Consider the following 21,657-nt stretch of genomic DNA (forward strand, 5'->3'; position numbering starts at 1 on the left):
TTGAGCCCCTCGCCGTCCCCAGTCCCCGCCCGCCTTGCGTCCCCAGCACGGAGTTCATACAAAGCTCTGACCTCGGTCGCCTTCAGCGCATTGTTTTTGTTGTAGAATCAGCTCCGGCCGTCGTTTCCCCCCAAGTCGCACCAGCAATCTCATCGAGAAAGCCGATGCTTTTACACAGTGTGTAGTTTTCGTCTGGGAAGGCGTTTCTCAGTGGGTTGCCCGATGATTCGCCCTCAGCCAACCGAAATGCACAGCACGTTTGATATGCAAGTCCACGCATCCCGGCCTCGAGCTGCCGAATTCTGTGCAGTTGAGCTGGTATGATCGTCTTTCAGGCAGAAGCGGCAGCAAGTCGCCGCGGAACGTAGCGGCCGGTGCCGACGGCGTCGTCCTGAAGGGTACGGTCCCGCAGCACCATCCGGCCGCGGACGACCGTGTGGAGCACGCGCCCCCGGAACCGCCGGCCCTCGTAGATCGAGTAGCCGGCGCTTGAGCGGACGTCGTCGCGGGTGAGGGTCCACTCGGCATCGAGGTCGACGAGGGCGAAATCGGCATCGAGGCCCGGCGCGATCGCGCCTTTTCGATGGGCAAGGCCCATGATCTGCGCCGGCCGGGTCGAGACCAGATCGACCACCCGGGCAAGGTCGAGGCCGCGGGCGTGATGGCCCTCGGTCAGCAGCACCGGCAGCAGGGTCTCGAGGCCGGGACAGCCCGGCGACGCGGACCAGATGCCGCCGGCCTTGGCGTCGAGGCCGCGATGGACGTGGTCGGTGGCCACGGTGTCGATGGCGCCCGACAAGATGCCGGCCCACAGGGCTTCCCGGTCGGCGGCCTCGCGCAAGGGGGGATTGATCTTGGCCGTGTCGCTCCCGCCGGTCTCGCCCCCGTCCCAGCCGACATCGTGGGTCAAGTAGTGCGGGCAGGTCTCGAGGAAGAGCTGCGCGCCCGCCTCGCGCTGGCGCAGGCCCGCCGCCAGGGCTTCGCCCGATGAGGTGTGCACGACGTAGAGCGGCGCGCCGGCCGTACGGGCGATGAAGCCGGCGCGCTGCACCGCGTCCGCCTCGACGAAGGGCGGCCGGCTGGCGTTCCAGGTGGCCAGCCCCCCGGTGCCGTCGGGGTCCGCCGCCTTGGCGCGCTCGCGGGTGACCCAGGCGAGCTCGATCGTCTCGGGGTGCGGACAGACCATGCCGCCGGCCCGCGCCGCCGCCTCGCACAGGCGCAGAAGGAAGCCGTCATCGATGTCCGGCAGGCCGAGGCGGGCGCCCTCCCCGCCCCTGTTGTTCATGAAGATCTTGAAGGTCGGCGCGCCGTGGTCCCGGGCGCAGGCCTCGACCTCGGCGAGCTGCGCCTCGGTCGAGATGATCGGGTGATAGCCGAAATCGATCCGCGATCCGGCCTCGGTGATACCGATCACCTCCGGCAGCACGCTCGCGAAGGGGTCGCTCGTCATCAGGTAGGGGATGAAGCAGGTGATGCCGCCGACGGCCGCCGCCGCGCTCTCCTGCGCGGCATCCGCCGGCACGCGCGGCCGGGCGATGTCGCGGCCGTGGCCGAGATGGAGGTGAACGTCGATGGCGCCGGGCAGGACGACGAGGCCGCGGGCGTCGAGCGTGGTCGCGGCCGAAGCCGGCGCGCCGGGGGCGAGGATCGCGGCGATGCGACCGTCGCGGACGGCGATGTCGCACGCGGTGCGCCCGTGCCCCGACAGGACGGCGTCCCCGCCGCGGATGAGGAGGTCGTATTCCGTGCTCATGCGGCGCTCCGGACGGGGTGTGACAGGGACAGGGTGAGGGCGTCGATGCGCGGGGCGTCGGCGAGCGCGTCGATGGCGGCCTCCAGGGACGCGATGCCGTCCGGCGCGAGGCTGCGGGCGGCGTTGCGGCGGAACTTCTCCCGTACCGCGTCGTCGCCGGCAGGCCGTCCGGCATTGCCGTACACGTCGTCGACCCGGATCTCGTGCCGGGCGCCATCGCGGGTCTCGGCGACGATCTCGGCTTCGAAGACCTGCGGGAAGCGGGCGTCGGCGAGCGACTCCCAGGCGATGCGGCCGGCGAGCATCAGCACCGCCGCGCCCGCCGGCGCCTCGAAGGTCGCAAGATCGACCCGGCCCTCGACGAGGCGGGCCGCCACCGCGACCGGCAGGCTCCAGCGCGCGGCGTGCCCGCTGGCGGGGGCCTGCTTGGCGTCCCAGGGCTCGCAGATGATCGGTGCTGCGCCCGCAGGCACCCGGCAGGTCAGCGCGGCAACGTCGTCGGGCTTCACGCCCCGATCGGCCAGGATTCCGGCGGCCTCGATGAAGGGGTGCAGGTAGTGGCAGCAGGGATGGAACTTGAACGCCGCCTGCGGCAGGTGCCACTCCGTGCCGAGCCCGTCGAGGGCGGCCGCGAACGCCCCGGCGAGGCGCGCGTCCCCGGCGAAGGCCGAAAACAGTCCGCAGCGCCCCTCGAAGGCGGTCTCCGGCCCGGTCAGGCCGGCCCGAGCGAGGTCGGCGGCATTCAGACCGGCTTGGGCGGCAAGCCCGGGATGCAGCGACTTGACCGAGGCGCCGTTGGTCAGGAACTCGAACACGCCGGAGGCACCGCTGAGGCCGATCCCCATCGCCGCCACCGCCTCGTCCTCGGTGAGGCCGGCGAGCTCCGCCGCGACGAGAGCCGCCACCAGGGCGCCCCCGACCGATGTGACCTGGAAGCCCCGTGCCTGGAAGGCCCCGGGCGCGGCGAGGCCGATGCGGATCAGCACCTCCCAGCCCAGCGCGTAGGCCGTGCTCAGCGCCGGCCCGGAGGCGCCGGCGGCCTGGGCGGCGGCGAGAGCCGCGGGAACGAGCACCGCCGAGCCGTGGACGATCGAGCCGGTATGGGTGTCGTCGAACTCAAGCCCGTGCATCAATCCGCCGTTGACGAGGGCCGCCGCGGCCGGCGCGACACGGCCGGGGATCCCGATCAGGCCCGCGCTCCCCGGCCCGAGCCCCGCGGCGTAGCGCCGGTAAGGCGCACCGGCCTCCGAGCCCGCCGAGGCGAGACCGACCCCGATCGCGTCGAGGAGGTGGAGGCGCGCGGCGGCCGCCACCTCCGGCGGCAGGCCGTTGCGGGAGAGCGCCCGGACGCGCCGGGCGAGGTCGCGGGTGAGCGTCACGGCGTGCTCCCGAGTTCGCGGGCGGCGGCGAGCGCCGCGAGGCGGCCGAGTGCGATCGCCGACAGGAGCCCGTTGCCGGAGGCGTAGCCGAGCGCGCCGGCCCGGCCGCTGATCCCGGCCGCCGCGCCGCCGCCGGCGAAGAGGTTCGGCACCGGGGCTCCATCTTGCCGCAGCACGCGTGCGTCGGCATCGACCCGCAACCCGCCCTGGGTGTGGAACAGCCCGGGCACGACGCGGCCGATATAGTAGGGTGGCGCCAGGGGCCCGAGGCCGAAATCCCGCCGTCCGTGCGGGTCGGGCACGGTCCCGGCCGCCGCTGCGTTGCGTTGCGCGATCTCCCCGGCGAGCACTTCCGGATCGAGTCCGAAGGGTCGGGCGATCTCCTCGGCCGTGTCGCCGCGCTTGAGGCCGCCATAGGTCCAGAGCTCCATGAACTCCTCCTCGGCGGCGGCGACGTCGAAGATCTTTTGGTCGAACACCGTGTAGGCGCGCCCGCCCCGGGCCAGAACCTCCCGGGCATAGCCGGAATAGCCGAGGCTCTCGTCGCCGAACCGGCGGGCATCGTCGCCGACGATGATCCCGCCCTTCTCGACCGTGGTCCAGGACAGCAGGCTGCCCTGCGGATAGGCGACGGCGGCGTAGCCCTGGTAGGCCGCCATGTTGGCGAGCGCGGCGCCGATCCGCTCGCCCCACAGAACCGCCTCGCCGGTGGAACCGCGGGCGCCGAAGTACTCCGCCCCGGCGATCTCGGGGCAGAAGCGTCGGACGAGCTCAGGGTTCGCCGCGAAGCCGTTGAGGGCGAGGATCGTCTTGCCGGCCCGAATCTCGACCGTCTCGCCGGCGGCCTCGACGACGGCGCCGCACACGATCCCGTCCTCGACGATCAGCGCGCGGGCACCGTTGCCGACCGCGATCGGGATGCCGCGCCGCTCGGCCGCCGCCACGAGGTCGTCGACGAGATCCTGGCCGCGGCGCGAGACCGGGGCGTGCAGGCGGGGCACCGAATGCCCGATATGCTTGTAGGCGGTGATGAGGGTGAGTTTCGCCTCCACCGTGTCGACGAGCCACTCCACGGTCTCGGCCGAGACGCTCGCGAGGCGCTCGACCAGGGCGTGGTCGTCGGTCTCGCCGCCGGCGATCGCCATCAGGTCGGCGACCATGCGGGCCGGCTCGTCCGCGATGCCCGCCTCGCGCTGGAACCGGCTGCCCGCCGCCGGCACCGAGCCTGTCGAGAGCGAGGAATTGCCGCCGGGCCGCTCCTGCTTCTCGATCACCGCCACGCTCGCTCCGGCATCGTGCGCGGCGATGGCCGCCGCGAGGCCACAGGCTCCGGCGCCGATCACCAGGATGTCGAGTTCGTCGCTCACCGTTCCACCCCGCCCGTCATCTCGGTCACGCAATCCCGCCACGGTCTCTGCAAATCCCGCTCGTCGTCCTCGGCCCTGCGCACGATCCGTTCGAGGACGGCAGCCATCCGGGGGTACGCCCGGCTGGTCTCGGCGAGCTTGGCGAGCATCGTGTCGGTGTCGAAGGGCTGATCGGCACCGCCGCGGGCGCTCTCGCAGAGCGCGCTCAAGGCGGTCCCGTCGCGCATTCGCCAGGTCACCCGCGAGGGCCGGTCGTTCGGCGGCGGACCGATCTCGGGCAGGGGCGCCAGCCGGACCCGGCGGCGCAAGTCCGCGATCCGCGGCTCGTGCAGCGTCGATTGATCGAAGGCCCCCTGCCCGCCCGTGCCGGTCACCGCGGCGGCGGCGAGCGCGTGCGGCATCGAGAACTTCGCCGCCAGCACCGTCGCCGGCTCGACGGTGGTAAGGGTCAGGCCGCGGGGATGGGTCTCGACCAGGATCTCGTCGATCTCGTCCTCCCGGCCGGCGGCCTCCGCGCGTAAGCGCAGGGAGGCCTCGATCGCCCCGTGGGCGTACTGGCAGCAGGCGAAGACCTTGTGGTAGCCGCCATGGATCGCCCAGTCGATGCCCAGGCCGTCCGTCAGCGCCTCGGGCAGGCAGGCCGTGCCGAGGCCGCCGACGAAGACGTCATGGAAGGTCTCGGGCAGGCCGGCGATCCCGGCCTCCGCCCCGTCGGCGGCGCGCAGGCCGATCCAGGCGCCCGCCGAGGTCCAGGCGTTGCGCACCAGCGCACCCTCGATCGCGTGGCCGTAGGGGCCGGCGAAGGTCATGCTGGCGGCGGCCGACACCGCGTCGAGGAGGAGCTTGCCGGAGAAGCCGCGCAGGAGCCCGATGCCGGCAGCCGCCCCGATCGTCGCGAAGGCGGCGTGCGGGTGGACCGTCATGGTGGCGAACGGAAACGCGCGGGCGCAGCGCACGGTGATCTCGTAGGCCAGCGCCAGCGCCTCCAGCACCCGCGCGACGCTCGCCCCCTCGGCCTCGGCCTCGGCCAGCAGTGCCGGCAGGATGTAGGCCCCGGCGTGGCATGGCGCGCCGCGATAGCCCTCGTCGAGTTCGCACCAGGTCGCCGCAAGGCCGTTGGCAGCTGCCGCCGAGGCCCGGTCGAGGGCAGGGCTGCCGGGGGCGAACACCGTCGCCTCGGCGCGGCCCGAGGACCGCGCCAGCACGGCACGCATCCGCGCCACCGGCGGCTCGCCGGCGGCGGCCACGATCGCCCCGAGATCGTCGGCGAGGACCAGCGCCGCACGGGCTCGGACGGTTACGGGCAACGCCTCGTGGGAGTACGCGGCAGCCCAGGTCATCAGCGACTGCACGGCGGCGGCGCTGCAGGCCCGCAGGGCGGAATCGGAATCGGGTGCCATGGTCTAGAACCACTCCCAGAGGTCGGGCTTGGCCGCGAGCGTCGCGGCCTCGCCCGAGAACACGGTCCGGCCGGACTTCAGGATCAGCCCGTGCTCGACGACCTTCAGGGTCGCCGGCACGTTCTGCTCGACGATGATGAGGCCGGTGCCGAAGGCTGCGTTGACCTTGGCGAGCTGGCTCATCACGTTGCGCACGATCACCGGCGCGAGGCCCGTGGACGGCTCGTCGAGGAGCAACCATTTCGGCTGGGTCATCAGGGCCATGCCGAGCGCCAGCATCTGCTGCTCGCCGCCTGAGAGCGAGCCGGCGCGCTGACCGCGACGCTCCTCGAGCAGCGGAAAGATCTTCAGCACCTCGCCGGCAAACTTGCCGTCGAACAGGAGACCTGCCGTGGCGAGGTTGTCTGCCACGGTGAGGTTGGGGAAGACGTTGTGGCCCTGCGGCACGAAGGCGATGCCGCGCCGGATCGTGGCCGGGACGTTGCCGGGCAGCACCGGCTTGCCGTCAAAGACGACTTCGCCGGCATGGGCGGCATGGGCGCCGACGATGCAGCGCAGCAGCGTCGTCTTGCCGGCGCCGTTATGGCCGAAGACGCCGAGCCGGCCGCCCGGCTCCAACCGGGCCGAGACGGCGTCGAGGGCAGTGAGCGTGCCGTAGCCGGCCGAGAGCGAGCGGATCTCCAGCATCGGATCAGGTCCCGAAATACAGTTCGGTGAGACGAGGATCGGCGATCAGGTCGGCGACCGGCCCGCGGGCCAGGACCTTGCCGGCGAACATGAACACGCCCTCGTCGCAGAGGTCGCGGATGAACGCGACGTTGTGCTCGACGACGCAGACCGCGACGCCCCCTTCGGCGACCTCGCGCACCACCTGCTGCATGATCTCGTAGGCCTGGCCCTCGACGCCGGCCATCGGCTCGTCGAGGAGCAGGCAGCGGGCGTCGTTCATCAGCGCACGGGCGACGCCGACGAGCTTCTGCTGGCCGAACGTCAGGTCGGCCGCCGGGGTCGCGGCGACGCCCGAGAGACGTGTGCGCTCCAGTACCTCCTCGGCCCGCCGTCGCGTCCCCGCCTCCTGCGCCCGGACCCCGGCCGGGTCGAGGGCGAGGCGCAGGAGCCGGTCGCCGAGGTAGCGGCGCGGCCCGACCATCAGGTTGTCGAGCACCGACAGCGACGGAAACAACCGCAGGTTCTGCCAGGTGCGAGCGAGGCCGAGCGACGCCCGGCGGTGCATCGCCAACCCGTCGAGGCGCTGACCGTCGAGCCGGATCGTGCCGGCGTCGGAGGGGAACACCCCGGAGATCAAGTTGAACAGCGAGGTCTTGCCGGCGCCGTTCGGCCCGATCAGCCCGACCACTCGGCCTGGATTGAGCGTCAGGTCGATGCCGTCCGCGACCACGATGCCGCCGAAACGCTTGTCGAGGCCGGCGATCTCGAGGACCGGGGTCATCGCGCTTCTCCCCGGGTCTTGGCGGAATACGTCTTGGCGGAATACTTCTTGGCTGGATGCCAGGCCTCGCCCGCCGCGATCAGGCCCTGCGGCCGCAGGACCATGAAGACGAGGACGAGGCCGGTGAACAGCAAGCCCTGGAGCGGCCCGAGGATGGCGGGCGGCAGGTCGACGAAGGTGATGGCCTGCGGCAGCGCCTGGAGCAGCACGGCGCCCAGCACCGGGCCCCAGGTCGTCCGCACCCCGCCGACCACCACCATGGTCAGGAGCGCCGCCGATTGCAGGATCTCGAACTGCTCGGGCGTAACGAAGCGGAAGTAATGGGCGTAGAGGGCGCCCGCGAGGCCGGCGATGCCGGAGCCGAACGCGAAGACCGCGACCTTCATGGCGACCGCGTTGCGGCCCAACCCCGCGAAGGCGGTCTCGTCGTCGCGCATCGCCGAGAGGGCGCGGCCGTAGGGCCCGTGGGCGATGCGCCAGTTGAGCCACACCGTGAGACCCGCGAAGGCGATCACCAGGGCCGCGTAGGCGCCCCTGCCGCCGTCCTGGACCAGGAAGGCCGGGATGTTGGTGAGTCCGCCCGCGCCGCCCGTGACGGAGATGTTCTTGATGGCCTCGAGCACCCCGAGCTGGAAGCCGATCGAGGCGATCAGCAGGTAGTCGCCCGAGACCCGCAAGGACGGCAGTGCGACCGCGGCAGAGGCCGCCGCCGCGGCGAGCGCCCCGCACAGCATCGCGAGTGGCACCGGCAGGCCGAGGTCGCGGGCGAGCAGCGCCGAGACGTAGGCGCCGATGGCGTAGAAGACCGGGTGGGCGATCGAGACCAGGCCGGCATAGCCGATGATCAGGTTGAAGCTCGAGGCGAGCGCGACGCTCAACCCGATCAGGATCGCGAGGGTGATCAGGTAGTCCATGTCTTACGCCTCTCTTCTTACGCCTCTCTGCGGGCAGGCGCCGGATCGGGAGCGGGATCGCCGAGATCGACACTGGCGACCCGGCGCGCCAAGCCGCGCTTGCGCTCCGGCAGGCGGATGCCGTTCGGCAGGAACACGATGGCGAGGAACAGGAAGACGTAGAGCAGGAAGCCCTGCCACTCGGCCGGGATGAACAGCACGCTGGCGTTCTGCACGACCCCGAGCGCCACCGCGGTGAGGGCCGCGCCCCAGAGGTTGCCGATACCGCCGATGATGGTGGCCGCGACGGCAAACAGCATCAGCTCGATCGAGGTCGTCGGCTGGACCTGGGCGCGGGCGCCGTACAGGCACATGCCGACCCCGACGAGAGGGCCGGCGATCACCACGGTGGCGAGGTAAACCCGGTCCTTCTCGATGCCGTAGAGCTCGGCGAGGTCGGGGTTGTCGGCGACCGCGATCATGAACCGGCCGGTCCGGGCGCGGCGAAGGTAGGTGAAGAGGAGCGCGAGCGAGACGAGCATCGCCCCGATCGCCGGGCCGTCCCAGGCGCTGATCGCCACGTTGCCGACCAGCGTCACCGGCCAGAACAACGACGGGAACACCGTGGTCGGCCAGGTGCCGAACACGAGCATCGCCAGATAGGCGATCAGCTCGGACACGATCAGGGTGAAGATGAAGATGAACATCGGCGTCGCGCGCCGCCGCCGCAGCGGTCGGAACCCGACCCGCTCGAGGAGCGCGCTCGCCCCCGCGGAGGCCGCGAGCGCGAACGGGCAGCCGACCCAGCCGGGCAGGCCCGCCATCGAGACGGCGGAGTGGGCGGCGTAGAACGCCACCGTCATCACGCCGGCCTGGGCGAAGTTGAAGATGCGGTTGACCTTCAGCACCAGCGCGAAGGCGACCGCGAACAGCACCAGCGGCGCGGAGGTCGCGAGCGACGTCCACAGCACCTGCGCGAGAATGTCGAAGGACAGCATGGGTCCGCTCCCGCCTCCCGTTCGCGCCCTACTCGACCACCGCCTTCTTGACCCAGGCGCCGTTCTTGACCTCCATCAGGTAGACGGTCTTGTTCACCGTGTGGTCGTCGTTGATCGTCAGCTTGCCGGTGAGCGGCAGGTCGAAGGTGCGGATCGCCAGCATTTCCTTGCGGAAGTTCTCGCCGGTGAGCGGCAGCTTCTTGTCGATCAGGCCGGAATAGACGGCGGCGACGAGGTAGGGCGCGTCGTACAGGTACTGGGTGTAGGGCAGGCCGTTCGGCTCGCGGCCGATCTCCTTCTTCCAGCGCGCCAGGTAGGCGGCGACCGCCGGGTCGTCGGCGGCGCCGGGGGCGAGCGAGGTGGCGATGACGCCCTCGGACGCTTTGCCGAGCTGCTCGATCAGCTTCGGGTTGTAGACCGCCGAGTAGGACGAGACCGGCATCGTCAGGCCGAGTTGGCGCATCTGGGCGATGACCTGCGGCGTGTCGGCGACGAGGCCCTGGATGTGGACGATGTCGGGCTGGGCCGCCCGGACCTTGAGCAGGGGTCCGGTCCAGTCCGAGGCGCGCGGGTCGTATGCTTCGTAGGCCACCACCTGGCCGCCGGCCTTGCTGAAGACGTCGCGGTAGATCTGCGCCGCGACCGTGCCGGTCTCGTTGTTGATGTAGAGGACCGCCGCCCGCTTCTTGCCCATCTCCTTGGCGGCGTAGTTCGCCACCGCCGTGATGTCGACGGCCGCGAGCGGGAAGGTGGTGTAGGTGTAATCGCCGAGTCGGGCGATCTCGGCCGAGTTCGCACCGACCGAGAGCTGCACCGTGCGGGTGTCGTTCGCCACCGGGGCGATCGCCTTGACCACCGCCGACCAGGCGCTGACGAAGGCCGGAACCTTGTCGACCGAGACCAGACGGTTGGCCGCCTGGATGCCGGACTGCGGATCCGCCCGGGTGTCGAGCACGATCATCTCGAGCTTGCGGCCGGCGACCCCGCCCTTGGCGTTGATCTCCGCCACTGCCCATTCGGCGGCCTTGACCTGGTCCTGGCCGTAGGTCGCCTGCCCGCCCGAGAGCGGCATCGCCATGCCGAAGCGAAGCGGCTCCTCGGCGCGCGCCGCCCCGGCAAGGCTAAGGGACATCGCCAGGGTGCCGGCCACCAGGGCCCGGCGGCTCAAAGGTGCTGCTGCGCGCGCGCTCATCGGTCCCACTCTGATTGCAGGGTTCATCGGCAAGGTTCGTCGGGGCTCTCGACCCGGGCGCGAGGCGCGCCCGGGACACCTCCCGGGGGCGGCTCAGGCGAGGGCGCGCAGGGCGTCCAGGGCCTCGTCGGTCGACATCACGTCGGCGTATTTCGAGGCCATGTCGAAGAGGTTGACCGCGTGCGAGGTGGCGCTGCGGTCGTAGACGGCATCGTGCGGGACCAGGACCCGGAAATTGTACGCGAAGGCGTCGACGACGCTGCCGCGCACGCAGCCGCTGGTCGAGCAGCCGGTCACCACCAGGCTGTCGGCCTGGAGGTTGATGAGGTAGCTCGCGAGCGGCGTGCCGAAGAAGGCGCTCGGATGCTTCTTCGGCAGCAGGATGTCGCCGTCCCGCGGCGCGACCGGGGCCGGGAACTCGTAGCCCTTGGCGGCGACGTTCATGATCGCCGGCACCTTGTCCGACAGCCGGCCTTGATCGAAGCCGGCCTTCGGCGCGACGAGGGGATAGAGGACCGGCCAGCCGCGCTCGCGGAACAGGCCGATCAGGCGCTCGATCCGCGCCACCGCCGCCCAGGCGACCTCGCCGCACGACGTCGGATATTCCTCGATCGCCTGCCAGAACGACATCGGCACCGTGCCGGTCGTGCGGTACTGCACGTCGATCACGAGGAGGGCCGGACGTTGGCCCAGGCCCGTGGTCCGGCCGAAGCCGGCGGCGTTGTAGGCCCGCTGCTCCTCCTCGGAGATCAGGCCGTCCCAGGGTTTCGGGTCGGAGGGTTGGCTGCTCATCGGTGATCTCGCTCAAGCGATCCGGTAACGGGCTTCGCGGGCATCCCAGGCATCCTTGTCGACAGCCCGCTGGCGCTCCTCGAACGAGGCGAGCCGGTCGGCCACCGCCTCGAGCGAGCCGTCGCGCTTGAGTGCGCCGAGCACGTCGAAGGACGCCTTGAGCGCCGCCTGGAGCGCCGCGTTGGCGTAGAGGACGATCGAGAAGCCCATCCCGGCGAGCGCCTGCCGGCCCGGATCGGGCGTGCGGCCGCCGAACACGATGTTGGCGACCTGCGGCACCGGGAGATCGCGGGCGATGCGCGCCAGCTCCTCGACCGAGACCGGCGCCTCGACGAAGGTCGCGTCGGCGCCCGCCTCGATGTAGGCCCGTGCCCGCTCGATCGCCCGGTCGAGGTCTTCGATCGCCCGGGCATCGGTGCGGGCGATGATCTGGAGATCGCCGTCGCGCCGCGCATCGACCGCAGCCTTGACCTTCTGCACCATCTCGCTCGCCGGGATGACATCCTTGCCGGTGAAGTGGCCGCACTTCTTCGGGAAGACCTGGTCCTCGATCTGGATGCCGGCGGCGCCCGCCCGCTCGAGCAGGCGCACGGTGCGCACCATGTTGACGGCGTTGCCGAAGCCGGTGTCGGCATCGACGATGATCGGCAGGGTCACGGCGTCCGCGACCGCGGCGACGGCGCTCGCCACCTCGGTGACGGTGGTGAGCCCGATGTCGGGTGCGCCGAGATGCATGTTCGCGACGCCGGCACCCGTCACGTAGACCGCCTCGTAGCCGAGATCCTCGATGACGCGGGCAAACAGCGCGTTGGCGGCACCGGGTACGCTCACCGCGTCGCGGCGTGCCAGGATCGTTTTCAGGGTCTGGGTGGCTCGCATCGCTCGGCGTCGTCCGTGAAGGCTTCGAGGGGGCAGCTCGCCCTCGCAAGGGCACTGCCTCGGGCGCGGCGGCCCGATCGATGCCGCAGGTTTTCGCATGTTCGGCAAACTGTCAACAGTTTGCCGGCGCAATCGGCGGTTCCATGCCTCGGGCTGTCCGAAAGCGGGTACTGCCTGCACGGGACGCCGCTTCACTCCGCCGAGGAGCCAAGGAGGACTTCTTCGCCGCGCGGGCCCGGCGGCTGCCGATCCACCTCGGTGGGGAGAAGGCGCAAGTGGTGTCAGCGCTTGCCGCGGCCCTCAGCTTGCTCATGGCTCGCGCTGCCCAATCCGATGCGTCGACGCCCCTTCCGTCGCCCCGCTGCCCATCCGGTTGACAGTTTGCACATAACGTGAGTTCGTGGCCCGGCATTCCGGTGATCGAATGAGCAATCTCTATCCAATCTCGTCCACCTCCCTCGTCGACGAGGCGTTCGCGAAGCTCGTGGAAGCCATCACGTCAGGCGAGTTCATGCCGGGTGAGCGCCTCTCCGAGGCGAAGCTGGCGCGCCAGCTCGGGATCAGCCGGGGGCCGCTGCGCGAGGCCCTGCATCGGCTCGAGGGCCGGCTCGTCGTGCGCACGCCGCGGATCGGCGTGCGGGTGGTCGCCTTCGACCGCGATACCCTCGAGCAGCTCTTCCTCGTCCGCGAGGCGCTCGAGGGGATGGCGGCACGCCTCGCAGCCGAACGCATGACGGGGCGGGAGCAGGACGAGCTCGCCGACCTGCTCGACCGCCACGCCGAGCAACCGGACGTCGCCTCCGGCAGGAGCTACGTTCAGGGTCGCACGGACGAGGATTTCCATTTCGCCATCGTGCGCGGTGCGCGCAACCCGCGCCTGGAACAGCTTCTCCTCGACGAAGTCTACTACCAGCTGCGGCTTCAGCGCCTGCGCTCGAGCACCCGTCCCGGGCGGGCCCAGGCTGCCCTATCCGAGCACCGGGAGATCCTCGCAGGCCTGCAATCCCGCGACCCGGATCGGGCGGAGAGCGCCATGCGCAAGCACATCCGCAGCGCCCGTTTCAGCGCACTGGCCGATATCGACGCCACTCACTCCGCGACCGCGAAGACGGCCTGACCGCCGACGCACGTTCGGCGAGCAGGCTGGGATCGTGAGGCTCTTCGAGCGCCGCGATTGCGACGTGTCGTTCACCCGGGCCGGTACCAGCAGCACCCTTGAGGTGTCCTGCCGCGAGTCAGCTCTCATCCCGATTCGCCAACTGCCACAAAACGTCGGTCAGCACCCGTGCTCCGGCCGTGAGATCGTTCGGCTCCGCCCACTCCGCCGGATTGTGGCTGACCCCGTCGCGACACGGCACGAAAATCATGCCGGTCGGACACACGTCATGCAGTTGCCGGGCGTCATGACCGGCGGCCGAGAGGATGTCGCGATGCGCAAGGCCGAGGTTGCCGGCCGCCCTGGCGATGGCCCCCCGCACGATGGGCGAAAACGTGAGTGACGGATTGTGCTGGATCTGCCGCACGGACGCGGCGCAGGGTCCCCGCTCCCCCTCGATGATGGCACGGATCGCGGCATCGAGCCGGTCGACCACGGCATTGTCCGGGTGGCGCAGGTCGATGGAGAACAGCACCTCCGCGGGAACGACGGAGGGAGCATTCGGCGTCACCTCGATCATCCCGACGGTGAGCTTGGTGTCGGCGGGATCGGAAGCGGCCCGGTCGATGGCGGCGATCATCCGCACCGCCGCCATGACCGCATCACGCCGCTCGTGGCGCTCGGCCGTACCGGCATGCGCGGCCTCTCCGGTGATGCGCACGCGGTAGCGGCGGGTGCCCTGAATCCCGGTCACGATGCCGATCGAGACGCCGTCGCGCTCCAGGATCGGACCCTGCTCGATATGGGGCTCGACGAAGGCCGCGATCGGGCGCCGGAACGGGCGCTGCGGCACGTCCCGGTCGGCAGCGAGCACTGCCGCTAGGGCATCGCCCTGCGCGATCCCCGACGCGTCGCGGATCGTCGCGACCTCCGCCAGCGTCCGTGCCCCCGTGAAGAGATCCGAGCCGGTCATGCCGGGGGAAAACCGGCAGCCCTCCTCGTTCGTGAAGGCGACGATCTCGATCGCGCGTTCCGGCACCAAGCCTGCTGCCCGCATCGCCTCGACGGCCTCGAAGGCGGCCATCACCCCGAAGGCCCCGTCGAAGCGGCCGCCCGTCGGCTGGGAATCGATGTGCGAACCGGCCATGACGGGGGGGCGATCCGACTGTCGGCCAGGATACCGCAGGAAGAGGTTCGCGGCCGCATCCGTGTACGGTTCGAGCCCGAGCGAGCGACCGAGCGCCACCAGATGGGCGCGGGCGGCGATCTCGATCTCGGTCAGGGTCTGTCGGTCGACGCCGCCATCCGGGCGGGCGCCGAACTGACTCAGCTCCATCAGGCGCCGCCAGAGGCGGTCGCCGTCGACGTGATCGGACGGGCGCGCCACGTTCAGCGCGTCCGCATGATTTCGGCGGGGTTGGCGCGCGGGTCGCGCGGGCCCCAGCGGCCGCTCTCCACCTGGGCGAGGAACTCCGCCAGGATCTGGTTGAAGAGCATCGGCTCCTCGAGGTTCAGGGTGTGGCCGGTCTTCGGCAGGACCGCGAGGCCCGAGGCCGGCACCGTCCGCTTGAGGAAGAAGCCAGGCTGCAGGCAATGGTCGTCCTCGTCTCCGACCACGACCAGCAATGGCGCGGCCATCGCGCGGAACTCGTCCTCCAGGTCGTAGAGCGAGGGGCGCCGCATCTGCACGCCGCGCATGGTGTTGGCCGCGCCCCGGCTGTCATGCTGCCCGAGGCGGTCGGCGAAGAGCTGCCAGCCTCGTGGGTCCTTGTCCTGGAACTGCACCCGCGAGGCGCCCTCGGCATAGATCTTGGAGAAGGCCGGCGCGCCCTTCGTCTCGAAATTGGTCGCGACCTGCTCCGAGATGCCCTTGAAGTAGTCCTCGTGCGCCTTCTCGGCGCCGTAGCCGGCGCCGGCGGCGGTGATCGAGCGCACGCGACCGGGATGGCGCAGGCCGGCATGCAGGACGGCGAAGCCCCCCATCGACAGGCCGACGAGATGCGCGGTCTCGATGCCCGCCGCGTCCATGACCGCGATGATGTCGTCGGCCGCGATCGCCTGCGAGTAGGCGTCGACGGAATCCGGGATATCCGAGGGCGGGAAGCCGCGCGCCGCATAGGTGATGCACCGGTGGCGGCGCGAGAAGAAGTTCATCTGCGGCTCCCAGCTCCAGTGGTTGCCGCCGAATTCGTGAACGAAGACGATGGGCGTCCCGCGCCCCGCCTCCTCGAAGTAGAGCTCTACGCCGTCGCTCGCGCTCGCCTTGGGCATGGGGGCTCCTCTCAGACGACAGTGCGGCGGGAGGCGATGCCGCCATCCACGGTGAAGACGGTGCCGGATGTGTAGCCGGAGCGGAACGAGGCGAGGAACAGAAAGAGATCGGTGATCTCATGCACCTTGGCCGGCCGCTTCAAAGGATAGCGCACCAGCAGCTCCTCGTAGCGCGCCGCGTCGCCAAGCTCGTTCTCGGCGAACTTGCGCAGCATGTTGTAGATCCGCGATGTATCGACGGGCCCCGGATTGACGCCGACGACACGGATATTGTCGTCGAGGCTGCGCCCACCCAAAGCCCGGGTCATCGCCATGATCGAGGCATTGCCGGCCGCGCCCTCGATGTAGTTCGGATCGCAGACCTCGCCGCCATTGCCGATGTTGTTGAGGATCACGCCGCCGCCGCGCGCCTTCATGCGCGGATAGACGAGACGGATCATGTCGGCATAGCCGAAGCCCTTGAGGGCCCAGCCCTCGCGCCATCTCTGCGCATCGACGTCGAAGAGCGAGCCGCTCGGGATCACCCCGGCATTGTTGATCAGGATGTCGACGTCGCCCGCCTCCGCGACGATCCGCTCGCAGGCGCCGTCCTGCGTCATGTCGATCGCCGTGACGCCGACCGCGACCTTGTGCTCGGCCTCGATCGCGCGCTTGAGCGCGTCGAGCTTGTCGGCCGACCGCGCCGTCAGGTGGAGCGGGCAGCCCTCCGCCGCGAAGGCATGGGCGAGGCCCTCGCCGATGCCTTGCGAGGCGCCGGTGATCAGGACCGTCTTGCCCTGGAGTTGGAGATCCATGGTCGTGTCGTCCTCGTGATCGTATTGTGAACCGGGGCTGGTCTTCAGAAGAGCTTGACGTCCGCGTTCATGCCGCGGGCCCGCTCGATCATCGCCGGCAGGAGATCGACGAACTCCTCGACCCAGTCCCGCGGCACCGAGACCGACACCTTCACGAACCGGTCGCCGAAATTCGGCGTGTGATAGGAGCCCTGCCGGATCATGATCCGGCGCTCCTGATAGGCGGCAACGAGTGCCTCAGGCGCGATGCCGAGGCCGCCGGTCTCGAGCACGACGAAGTTCCCGTTCGAGGGGTAGACCGGCATCACGAGGCCCGGGATCCGGTCGCAGGCCGCCTTGATCAGCGCCTGGTTGGCCCGTTGCTCGGCGAGTACGCCTGGGAACCACTCGTCCTTGATCGCAAGCCCCGCCATCGCGGCGCGCTGGGCGAGGATGCTGGATCCGAGATTGTTGGGCGGGGCCGCGGCCAGGCGCTCGGCCATGTCGGGATGCGCGATCACCGCGCCGACCCTGAGGCCGGCGAGGCCGAGCCACTTCGAGAAGCTGTAGATCGTGAGCGTGCGCTCCGGATCGAGCTTCGCCGCCAGGTGGTGCTCGTGCGCGAAGTGCCGGTAGGTGCAGTCGTGGATGAGGTAGGCCCCGGCCTTGCGGACGATCTCCACGATCGCGGCGATCTCCTCGGCCGTGCAGGCGGTGCCGAGCGGGTTGTTCGGGTCGACGAGGTAGACCACTTTGGTGCGCGGCCCATGGCGGCCTCGAGCCGGGCGGGATCGAGGCGGTAGCCGTGCTCGGGGCCGTAGATCGGGATCTGCCGCACCGTGGCGCCGACCGAGCGGGCGAAGGCCATTGGCCAGTTCCAGGTCGGATCCGTCGTGACGAACTCGTCGCCCGGCGCGAGCAGCGTATGGCAGACGTGGTAGAGCGAGGCCACGGCCCCGTCCGACACGAGGGCGGCCTGCCCGTCGAGGCCGAAATCGGCCACGATTCCCGCCCTCAGCGCCTCGAAGCCCGCGGGCGGCGCGTAGACGTGAAATCCCTCGTCCCGGATGCACCGCTCCATCGCCTCCCGCACAGCCGGGTGGCTCGGCGCATGGTTGGTGTTCTGCCCGAGCCAGCGCAGGCCGGGTGTGTTCACCAGCGCGTCGAAATGGGCGTTCCGCGCCTCGAAGGCTCGCATGGTCAGGCTCTCCATTCGGGGGCTAACAGATACCCGGCGGCGTCTGGCATGCAAGATAAAAAATCTGGCATACGTTTTAGCGAAATGGCATGCATTTAGGCGCTGCTGGCATCCGATTATGCATGCGATCCAAGATCTGACATGCCATGATGCGGACAATCGCGGAGTGGGCCGGGAGGGTGGAATGCTGACGAGACGGCGGGTTCTAGCGGGTGTCGGCGCGGCGGCCGGTGCCGCTGCTCTCAGTGGCTTTCCTCGCCCGGCGCTAGCCCAGGCAACGAAGGTCACGTTCACCACGTCCTGGATCCCGGAGGGCCCGAACCTCTTCGCCACTGTCGCCCGCGACAAAGGCTTCTGGAAGAAGCACGGGCTCGATGTCAGCGTCGCTCGTGGCTCCGGATCCGGCGCAGCGGCCCAGGCCGTCGCGGCCGGGACCTTCGATTTCGGGATGGCCGCGACGCCGACGGCGATCATCCAGGCCTCGCGCAACCTGCCGATCACCTGCATCGGCCAGATCAACTACGACGCGCTGATGGGCATCGCGGTCCTCGCCGCCTCGCCGATCAAGTCCCCGAAGGATCTTGAGGGCCGCAAGCTCGGCGCGAGCGTCACCTCGGGCGAGTATCCTTTCCTGCCGCTCTACGCCGAGAAGGCCGGGTTCGACCTGAAGACAGTCGACCTCGTTCAGATCGACGGCAAGGTCCGCGAGCGGTCGCTGGTCGACAAGCAGGTCGATGCGGTCTCGTCCTTCGCCACGAGCACGCTGCCCTCCCTCGTCCCCCTCGGCACGGAGCTGCGCTTCATGCTGTTCCGGGAGGCGGGCCTCGACTTCTACGGCCAGTCCCTGATCACCCAGCCCGCCCGGATCGAGAAGGATCCCGGCCTGACGGACGCCTTCGTGGCCGGCGCCATGGAGGCGATCCGGTTCACCATGACCGACTTCGACGAGGCGGTGGCCCTGTTCCTCAAGGCCAACAGCGAGGTCGCGATCAGCTCGACCGGCAAGGCCTATGCACGGATCGGCCTCGGGCTCACCAACCTGACCAACCTCGTGCCCGAGGTGAAGGAGAAGGGCTTCGGCTACGCCGACCCGGCCAAGGTGGCGACGATGACCGACGTCGTCGTGCGCTACGGAGCGGGCGACAAGGCGGTACGGCCCGATCCTGCCGCCCTGTTCACGAACCGGTTCGCTGGTTCGGTCAAGCTCGAGGGCAAGGACCTCGCGGCGGCGGAGGCCCAGGCGGCGCCCTACCGGAAGTACCTGATCTGATGGCGGCGCAACCCAACCTCCGCGGCGCGAACGTGCCGTTCGTCACGCCGGCCTCCGCGGCGCCGCTCCTGCGGATCGCGCAGGTCGAAAAGGTCTATGGCGGCCGCCAGGGGCCTGTTCGGGCGGTCGCGTCCGCGAGCCTCGAGATCGGGCGCGGCGAGTTCGTCTCGCTGCTCGGCCCGAGCGGTTGCGGGAAGAGCACGCTCCTCATGATGATCGCCGGGCTCGAGACGCCGACGAGCGGCACGATCGAGCTCGACGGGAGCCGCGTGGTCCGGCCGCGCCGCGACATCGGCATCATCTTCCAGGACGCAACCCTCCTGCCCTGGAAGTCGACGCTCGAGAACGTGCTGTTTCCGATCCGGATCCTCAAGTTGCCGCTCGCGCCCTATCGTGAGCGCGCGCGCGAGCTCCTGGCCATGGTGGGTCTGGGAGGCTTCGAGAACCACAAGCCGTCCCAGTTGTCGGGGGGCATGCGCCAGCGCGTCGCCATCTGCCGGGCCCTGATCCACGATCCCGCCATCCTGCTCATGGACGAGCCCTTCAGCGCCCTCGACGCAATCACACGCGACCAGATGAACGAGGCGCTGTCGGACATCATGGACAAGACGGCGAAGACGGTGATCTTCGTCACGCACTCGATCCGCGAGGCTGCGTTCCTGTCCGACCGCGTCGTGGTGATGGGCGGCCGCCCCTCCCACGTCGTTCTCGATGAGCGCATGCCGTTCGGGCGGCCGCGCCGTCTGGCGATCGAAGAGAATCCGGAATTTGGCCGGGTCGTCCGCCACCTGCGGCTGACCATCGAGCAGGCCCACGGCACGGCCCCGACGGGCCGCAGCGCAGGCGGGGAGTAGGATATGGCAGGCGCAATCGGAACGGAAACCGGCGCGATCCTCTCAGGCCCGGGCCAGACTCCGCGGCTCGGGTTCGGACTCTCGGGCGTGCGGGCCGTGCTTCTGCCGGTCGCCCTGGCGGTGGCGACTCTGGCAGCCTGGCAGGCTTTCGTCGTGATCGGCAACATCCCGTCGGTCATCCTCCCCTCCCCCATCTCCACCTTGCGCTACATCGTGGAGCACTGGGACATCCTCCTGACCCATGCGGTCCCGACGACATTGGAGTCGGCGATCGGATTCGTGCTCGCGACCCTGCTCGGGGTCTTGCTCGCCATCGTGATCACCTACTCGACCCTGGCGCGAGAGGCGCTCTACCCGAACCTCGTCTTCTTCCAGCTGATCCCGAAGATCGCGCTCGCGCCGCTCTTCATCATCTGGCTCGGGATCGGCATGCAGTCGCGCGTTGCCTTCGCGGTCTTCATCGCGTTCTTTCCCGTGGTGATCGCGACGAGTGCAGGGTTCGCGAGCGTCGACCGCGGCATGCTGCGGCTATGCCGGTCGCTCACCGCGAGCGAGTGGCAGGTCTTCACCCATGTCCGCTTCCCAGCCGCCCTGCCGCACATCTTCAGCGGGATGAAGGTTGCGATCACGCTCGCGATCATCGGGGTGATCATCGGCGAGTTCATCACCGCGCAGGCCGGCCTCGGCTACCTGATCATCTTCGCGACCGCGCGGGCCGATACCGAGGTGTCGATGGCCGCGATCGTCGTCCTTTGCGTGTGCGGGCTGCTGCTGTACGGGCTGGTCGCGCTCGGTGAGATCGCCGCCAACCGAATTTTCTCGGCAGACCCAGCGTGAGGGATAAGGACCATGAGCCAGAGGACGGCGCAGAAGGCGCGCCGGCTCGACCTGTCGGATGCCGGGATCTCCGAGGATACCTCCCTCGCCGGGGACGTCGCGCGCCGCCTTGAGGAGGACATCCTGCGCGGCGCGATCCGGCCGGGCCAGCGGCTTGACGAGCGCGAGTTGTCGGAACGCTACGGCGTCTCGCGTACCCCCGTCCGCGAGGCGCTGCAGCGGCTCTCCGCGAGTGGACTCGCGAGCGCACGCGGACGGCAGGGACTGCAGGTGTCGCAGTTCTCCGTGGCCGACCTCCTCGACGCCTTGAGCGTGGTGGCGTCGATGGAAGCCCTGGCGGCCTCGCAGGCGGCCCGCCGGATCACCCAGGAACAGCGCGCCGTACTCGAGGCCGAACACGCGGCCTGCGGCGCGGCCATCGCGGCGGGCGACTACGACGCGTTCTACGACGCCAACATCCGGTTCCACGACGCGATCGCGGCGGCGAGCCACAACCGGGTCCTGCAGGACGAGTTGCGGCGCCTCTCGGTGAAGACCGCGCCGTATCGCCGGGCGATCACCTTCCAGCCCGGTCGCATGCCGCAATCGCAGCCCGAGCACGCCGCAGTGCTTGCGGCGATCCTGCGCAACGACGCGACCGCCGCGGGCGAGCGGATGGCGCACCACGTCTCGCTCTTGTCGGAGGGTATCGCCGACTTCCTGCACTTCGTCAGGTCGTCAGACCATGCCGGCCTGTTCAAGGATGAGACCTGACAAGCACCTCGACTGCCTGCCTACCGGCCCTTCGGTCCGCTCGAGCCGCGCTCGATGAGCCGGCCGCGCAGGGAGATCGTCTCGTCGGGCAAACCCTTGTCCCGCATGCGCGCCTGCAGGAGATCGAGACCGCGTCCGATCATCGTGACGACCGGCTGCTACATCGTGGTCAGGCCGGAGCAGGGATCGAACCGTCGTTCGGCAGCGTCGGCGATGCTTACGACAACGCCATGGCGGAGACGACCAACGGCCTGTCCAAGGCAGAGAGCTTGCCCCGGACTTGATCCGGGGTGATCCACCGGCGTGGCCCATGGCGCTCCATCATGGCGGTCGAGTACGCCACCCTGGAGTGGGTCGACTGGTACGACCACGGTCGCCTCCTCGCGCCCATCGGCAGCGTCCCTCCCGCCGAGGCTGAAGCGCGCTATCATACCCACGTCGGCGACCAAGCCCTGGCCGCCTGACCCAAGCCAATCAGCCTCCGAAAAACCGGGAGCGGTTC

The 21,657-nt window shown here is 70.0% G+C and carries 20 protein-coding genes and 2 pseudogenes; 6 read left to right on the plus strand and 16 right to left on the minus strand.

All coding sequences use genetic code 11. The features are described 5' to 3' along the window. Positions 1-331: 331 nt before the first annotated feature. The 11 genes from F1D61_RS16155 to F1D61_RS16205 all read right to left on the minus strand — a co-directional run bounded on the left by F1D61_RS16155 (position 332) and on the right by F1D61_RS16205 (position 12,103). A complete protein-coding gene (locus F1D61_RS16155; protein ID WP_203152733.1) occupies positions 332-1,753 on the minus strand; it encodes a dihydroorotase in 1,422 nt (473 codons plus the stop codon). After that, entirely contained in the window at positions 1,750-3,132 is a 1,383-nt protein-coding gene (locus F1D61_RS16160; RefSeq protein ID WP_203152734.1) for an MmgE/PrpD family protein, read from the minus strand. The genes F1D61_RS16155 and F1D61_RS16160 overlap by 4 nt, the downstream gene beginning before the upstream one ends. Next, positions 3,129-4,499 carry an FAD-dependent oxidoreductase gene (locus F1D61_RS16165; RefSeq protein WP_203152735.1) on the minus strand — a complete coding sequence of 457 codons (1,371 nt, stop codon included), beginning with the start codon at positions 4,497-4,499 and terminating at the stop codon, positions 3,129-3,131. The genes F1D61_RS16160 and F1D61_RS16165 overlap by 4 nt, the downstream gene beginning before the upstream one ends. Continuing rightward, positions 4,496-5,899 carry an MmgE/PrpD family protein gene (locus tag F1D61_RS16170; RefSeq protein WP_203152736.1) on the minus strand — a complete coding sequence of 468 codons (1,404 nt, stop codon included), beginning with the start codon at positions 5,897-5,899 and terminating at the stop codon, positions 4,496-4,498. Before F1D61_RS16170 ends, F1D61_RS16165 begins: the two co-directional genes overlap by 4 nt. A 3-nt stretch (positions 5,900-5,902) precedes the next feature. Continuing rightward, complete coding sequence (locus tag F1D61_RS16175) at positions 5,903-6,586, minus strand: ABC transporter ATP-binding protein (RefSeq protein WP_048436545.1); 684 nt, start codon at positions 6,584-6,586, stop codon at positions 5,903-5,905. A gap of 4 nt (positions 6,587-6,590) precedes the next feature. Further along, positions 6,591-7,349: an ABC transporter ATP-binding protein gene (locus tag F1D61_RS16180; protein ID WP_048436544.1), complete on the minus strand. Its 759-nt coding sequence runs from the start codon at positions 7,347-7,349 to the stop codon at positions 6,591-6,593. Then, on the minus strand, positions 7,346-8,263 hold the full coding sequence (locus F1D61_RS16185) for a branched-chain amino acid ABC transporter permease (RefSeq protein WP_203152737.1): 918 nt from the start codon (positions 8,261-8,263) through the stop codon (positions 7,346-7,348). The genes F1D61_RS16180 and F1D61_RS16185 overlap by 4 nt, the downstream gene beginning before the upstream one ends. A gap of 17 nt (positions 8,264-8,280) precedes the next feature. Continuing rightward, positions 8,281-9,240: a branched-chain amino acid ABC transporter permease gene (locus F1D61_RS16190; protein WP_203152738.1), complete on the minus strand. Its 960-nt coding sequence runs from the start codon at positions 9,238-9,240 to the stop codon at positions 8,281-8,283. 28 nt (positions 9,241-9,268) lie between these two features. Next, the gene (locus F1D61_RS16195) at positions 9,269-10,432 is read right to left on the minus strand and encodes an ABC transporter substrate-binding protein (protein ID WP_203152739.1); all 1,164 of its coding nucleotides are present in this window, start codon (positions 10,430-10,432) and stop codon (positions 9,269-9,271) included. A 93-nt stretch (positions 10,433-10,525) separates the two neighbouring features. Further along, positions 10,526-11,224 carry an isochorismatase family protein gene (locus tag F1D61_RS16200; RefSeq protein ID WP_203152740.1) on the minus strand — a complete coding sequence of 233 codons (699 nt, stop codon included), beginning with the start codon at positions 11,222-11,224 and terminating at the stop codon, positions 10,526-10,528. Between the two features lie 12 nt (positions 11,225-11,236). Beyond that, on the minus strand, positions 11,237-12,103 hold the full coding sequence (locus F1D61_RS16205) for an isocitrate lyase/PEP mutase family protein (protein WP_203152741.1): 867 nt from the start codon (positions 12,101-12,103) through the stop codon (positions 11,237-11,239). Positions 12,104-12,527: 424 nt separating this feature from the next. Between F1D61_RS16205 and F1D61_RS16210 the strand changes: the two genes are divergently transcribed. Beyond that, a complete protein-coding gene (locus tag F1D61_RS16210) occupies positions 12,528-13,220 on the plus strand; it encodes a GntR family transcriptional regulator (RefSeq protein ID WP_203152742.1) in 693 nt (230 codons plus the stop codon). A gap of 118 nt (positions 13,221-13,338) precedes the next feature. Here the strand turns inward: F1D61_RS16210 and F1D61_RS16215 are convergent, their stop codons facing one another. The 4 genes and pseudogenes from F1D61_RS16215 to F1D61_RS35395 form a co-directional block, all read right to left on the minus strand. Beyond that, positions 13,339-14,586, minus strand: coding sequence for a M20 family metallo-hydrolase (locus tag F1D61_RS16215; protein WP_203152743.1), 1,248 nt, complete (start codon positions 14,584-14,586; stop codon positions 13,339-13,341). A 2-nt stretch (positions 14,587-14,588) separates the two neighbouring features. Further along, positions 14,589-15,470, minus strand: coding sequence for an alpha/beta fold hydrolase (locus tag F1D61_RS16220; RefSeq protein WP_203152744.1), 882 nt, complete (start codon positions 15,468-15,470; stop codon positions 14,589-14,591). Positions 15,471-15,481: 11 nt separating this feature from the next. Further along, complete coding sequence (locus F1D61_RS16225) at positions 15,482-16,264, minus strand: SDR family oxidoreductase (protein ID WP_203152745.1); 783 nt, start codon at positions 16,262-16,264, stop codon at positions 15,482-15,484. Positions 16,265-16,308: 44 nt separating this feature from the next. Beyond that, a pseudogene (locus F1D61_RS35395) lies at positions 16,309-17,456 on the minus strand (pyridoxal phosphate-dependent aminotransferase). Between the two features lie 169 nt (positions 17,457-17,625). Between F1D61_RS35395 and F1D61_RS16235 the strand changes: the two are divergent. The 4 genes from F1D61_RS16235 to F1D61_RS16250 all read left to right on the plus strand — a co-directional run bounded on the left by F1D61_RS16235 (position 17,626) and on the right by F1D61_RS16250 (position 21,155). Continuing rightward, positions 17,626-18,711 carry an ABC transporter substrate-binding protein gene (locus tag F1D61_RS16235; protein WP_203152746.1) on the plus strand — a complete coding sequence of 362 codons (1,086 nt, stop codon included), beginning with the start codon at positions 17,626-17,628 and terminating at the stop codon, positions 18,709-18,711. Next, the gene (locus F1D61_RS16240) at positions 18,711-19,565 is read left to right on the plus strand and encodes an ABC transporter ATP-binding protein (RefSeq protein ID WP_203152747.1); all 855 of its coding nucleotides are present in this window, start codon (positions 18,711-18,713) and stop codon (positions 19,563-19,565) included. The genes F1D61_RS16235 and F1D61_RS16240 overlap by 1 nt, the downstream gene beginning before the upstream one ends. 153 nt (positions 19,566-19,718) lie before the next feature. Beyond that, positions 19,719-20,402: an ABC transporter permease gene (locus tag F1D61_RS16245; RefSeq protein ID WP_203152748.1), complete on the plus strand. Its 684-nt coding sequence runs from the start codon at positions 19,719-19,721 to the stop codon at positions 20,400-20,402. 12 nt (positions 20,403-20,414) lie between these two features. Continuing rightward, positions 20,415-21,155 (plus strand): GntR family transcriptional regulator, encoded by a 741-nt coding sequence (locus F1D61_RS16250; protein ID WP_203152749.1) that lies wholly within the window; start codon positions 20,415-20,417, stop codon positions 21,153-21,155. 20 nt (positions 21,156-21,175) lie between these two features. Here F1D61_RS16250 and F1D61_RS34825 read toward each other — a convergent pair whose 3' ends face one another. After that, positions 21,176-21,298: a hypothetical protein gene (locus tag F1D61_RS34825; protein WP_281437013.1), complete on the minus strand. Its 123-nt coding sequence runs from the start codon at positions 21,296-21,298 to the stop codon at positions 21,176-21,178. Positions 21,299-21,328: 30 nt separating this feature from the next. On the opposite strand from F1D61_RS34825, the pseudogene F1D61_RS16255 reads away from it, so the two are divergent. Further along, positions 21,329-21,619: pseudogene (locus F1D61_RS16255) on the plus strand (IS3 family transposase); the annotation flags it as partial. Positions 21,620-21,657: the final 38 nt, after the last annotated feature.

It is taken from the genome of Methylobacterium aquaticum (assembly GCF_016804325.1).
GTDB lineage: Bacteria > Pseudomonadota > Alphaproteobacteria > Rhizobiales > Beijerinckiaceae > Methylobacterium > Methylobacterium aquaticum_C.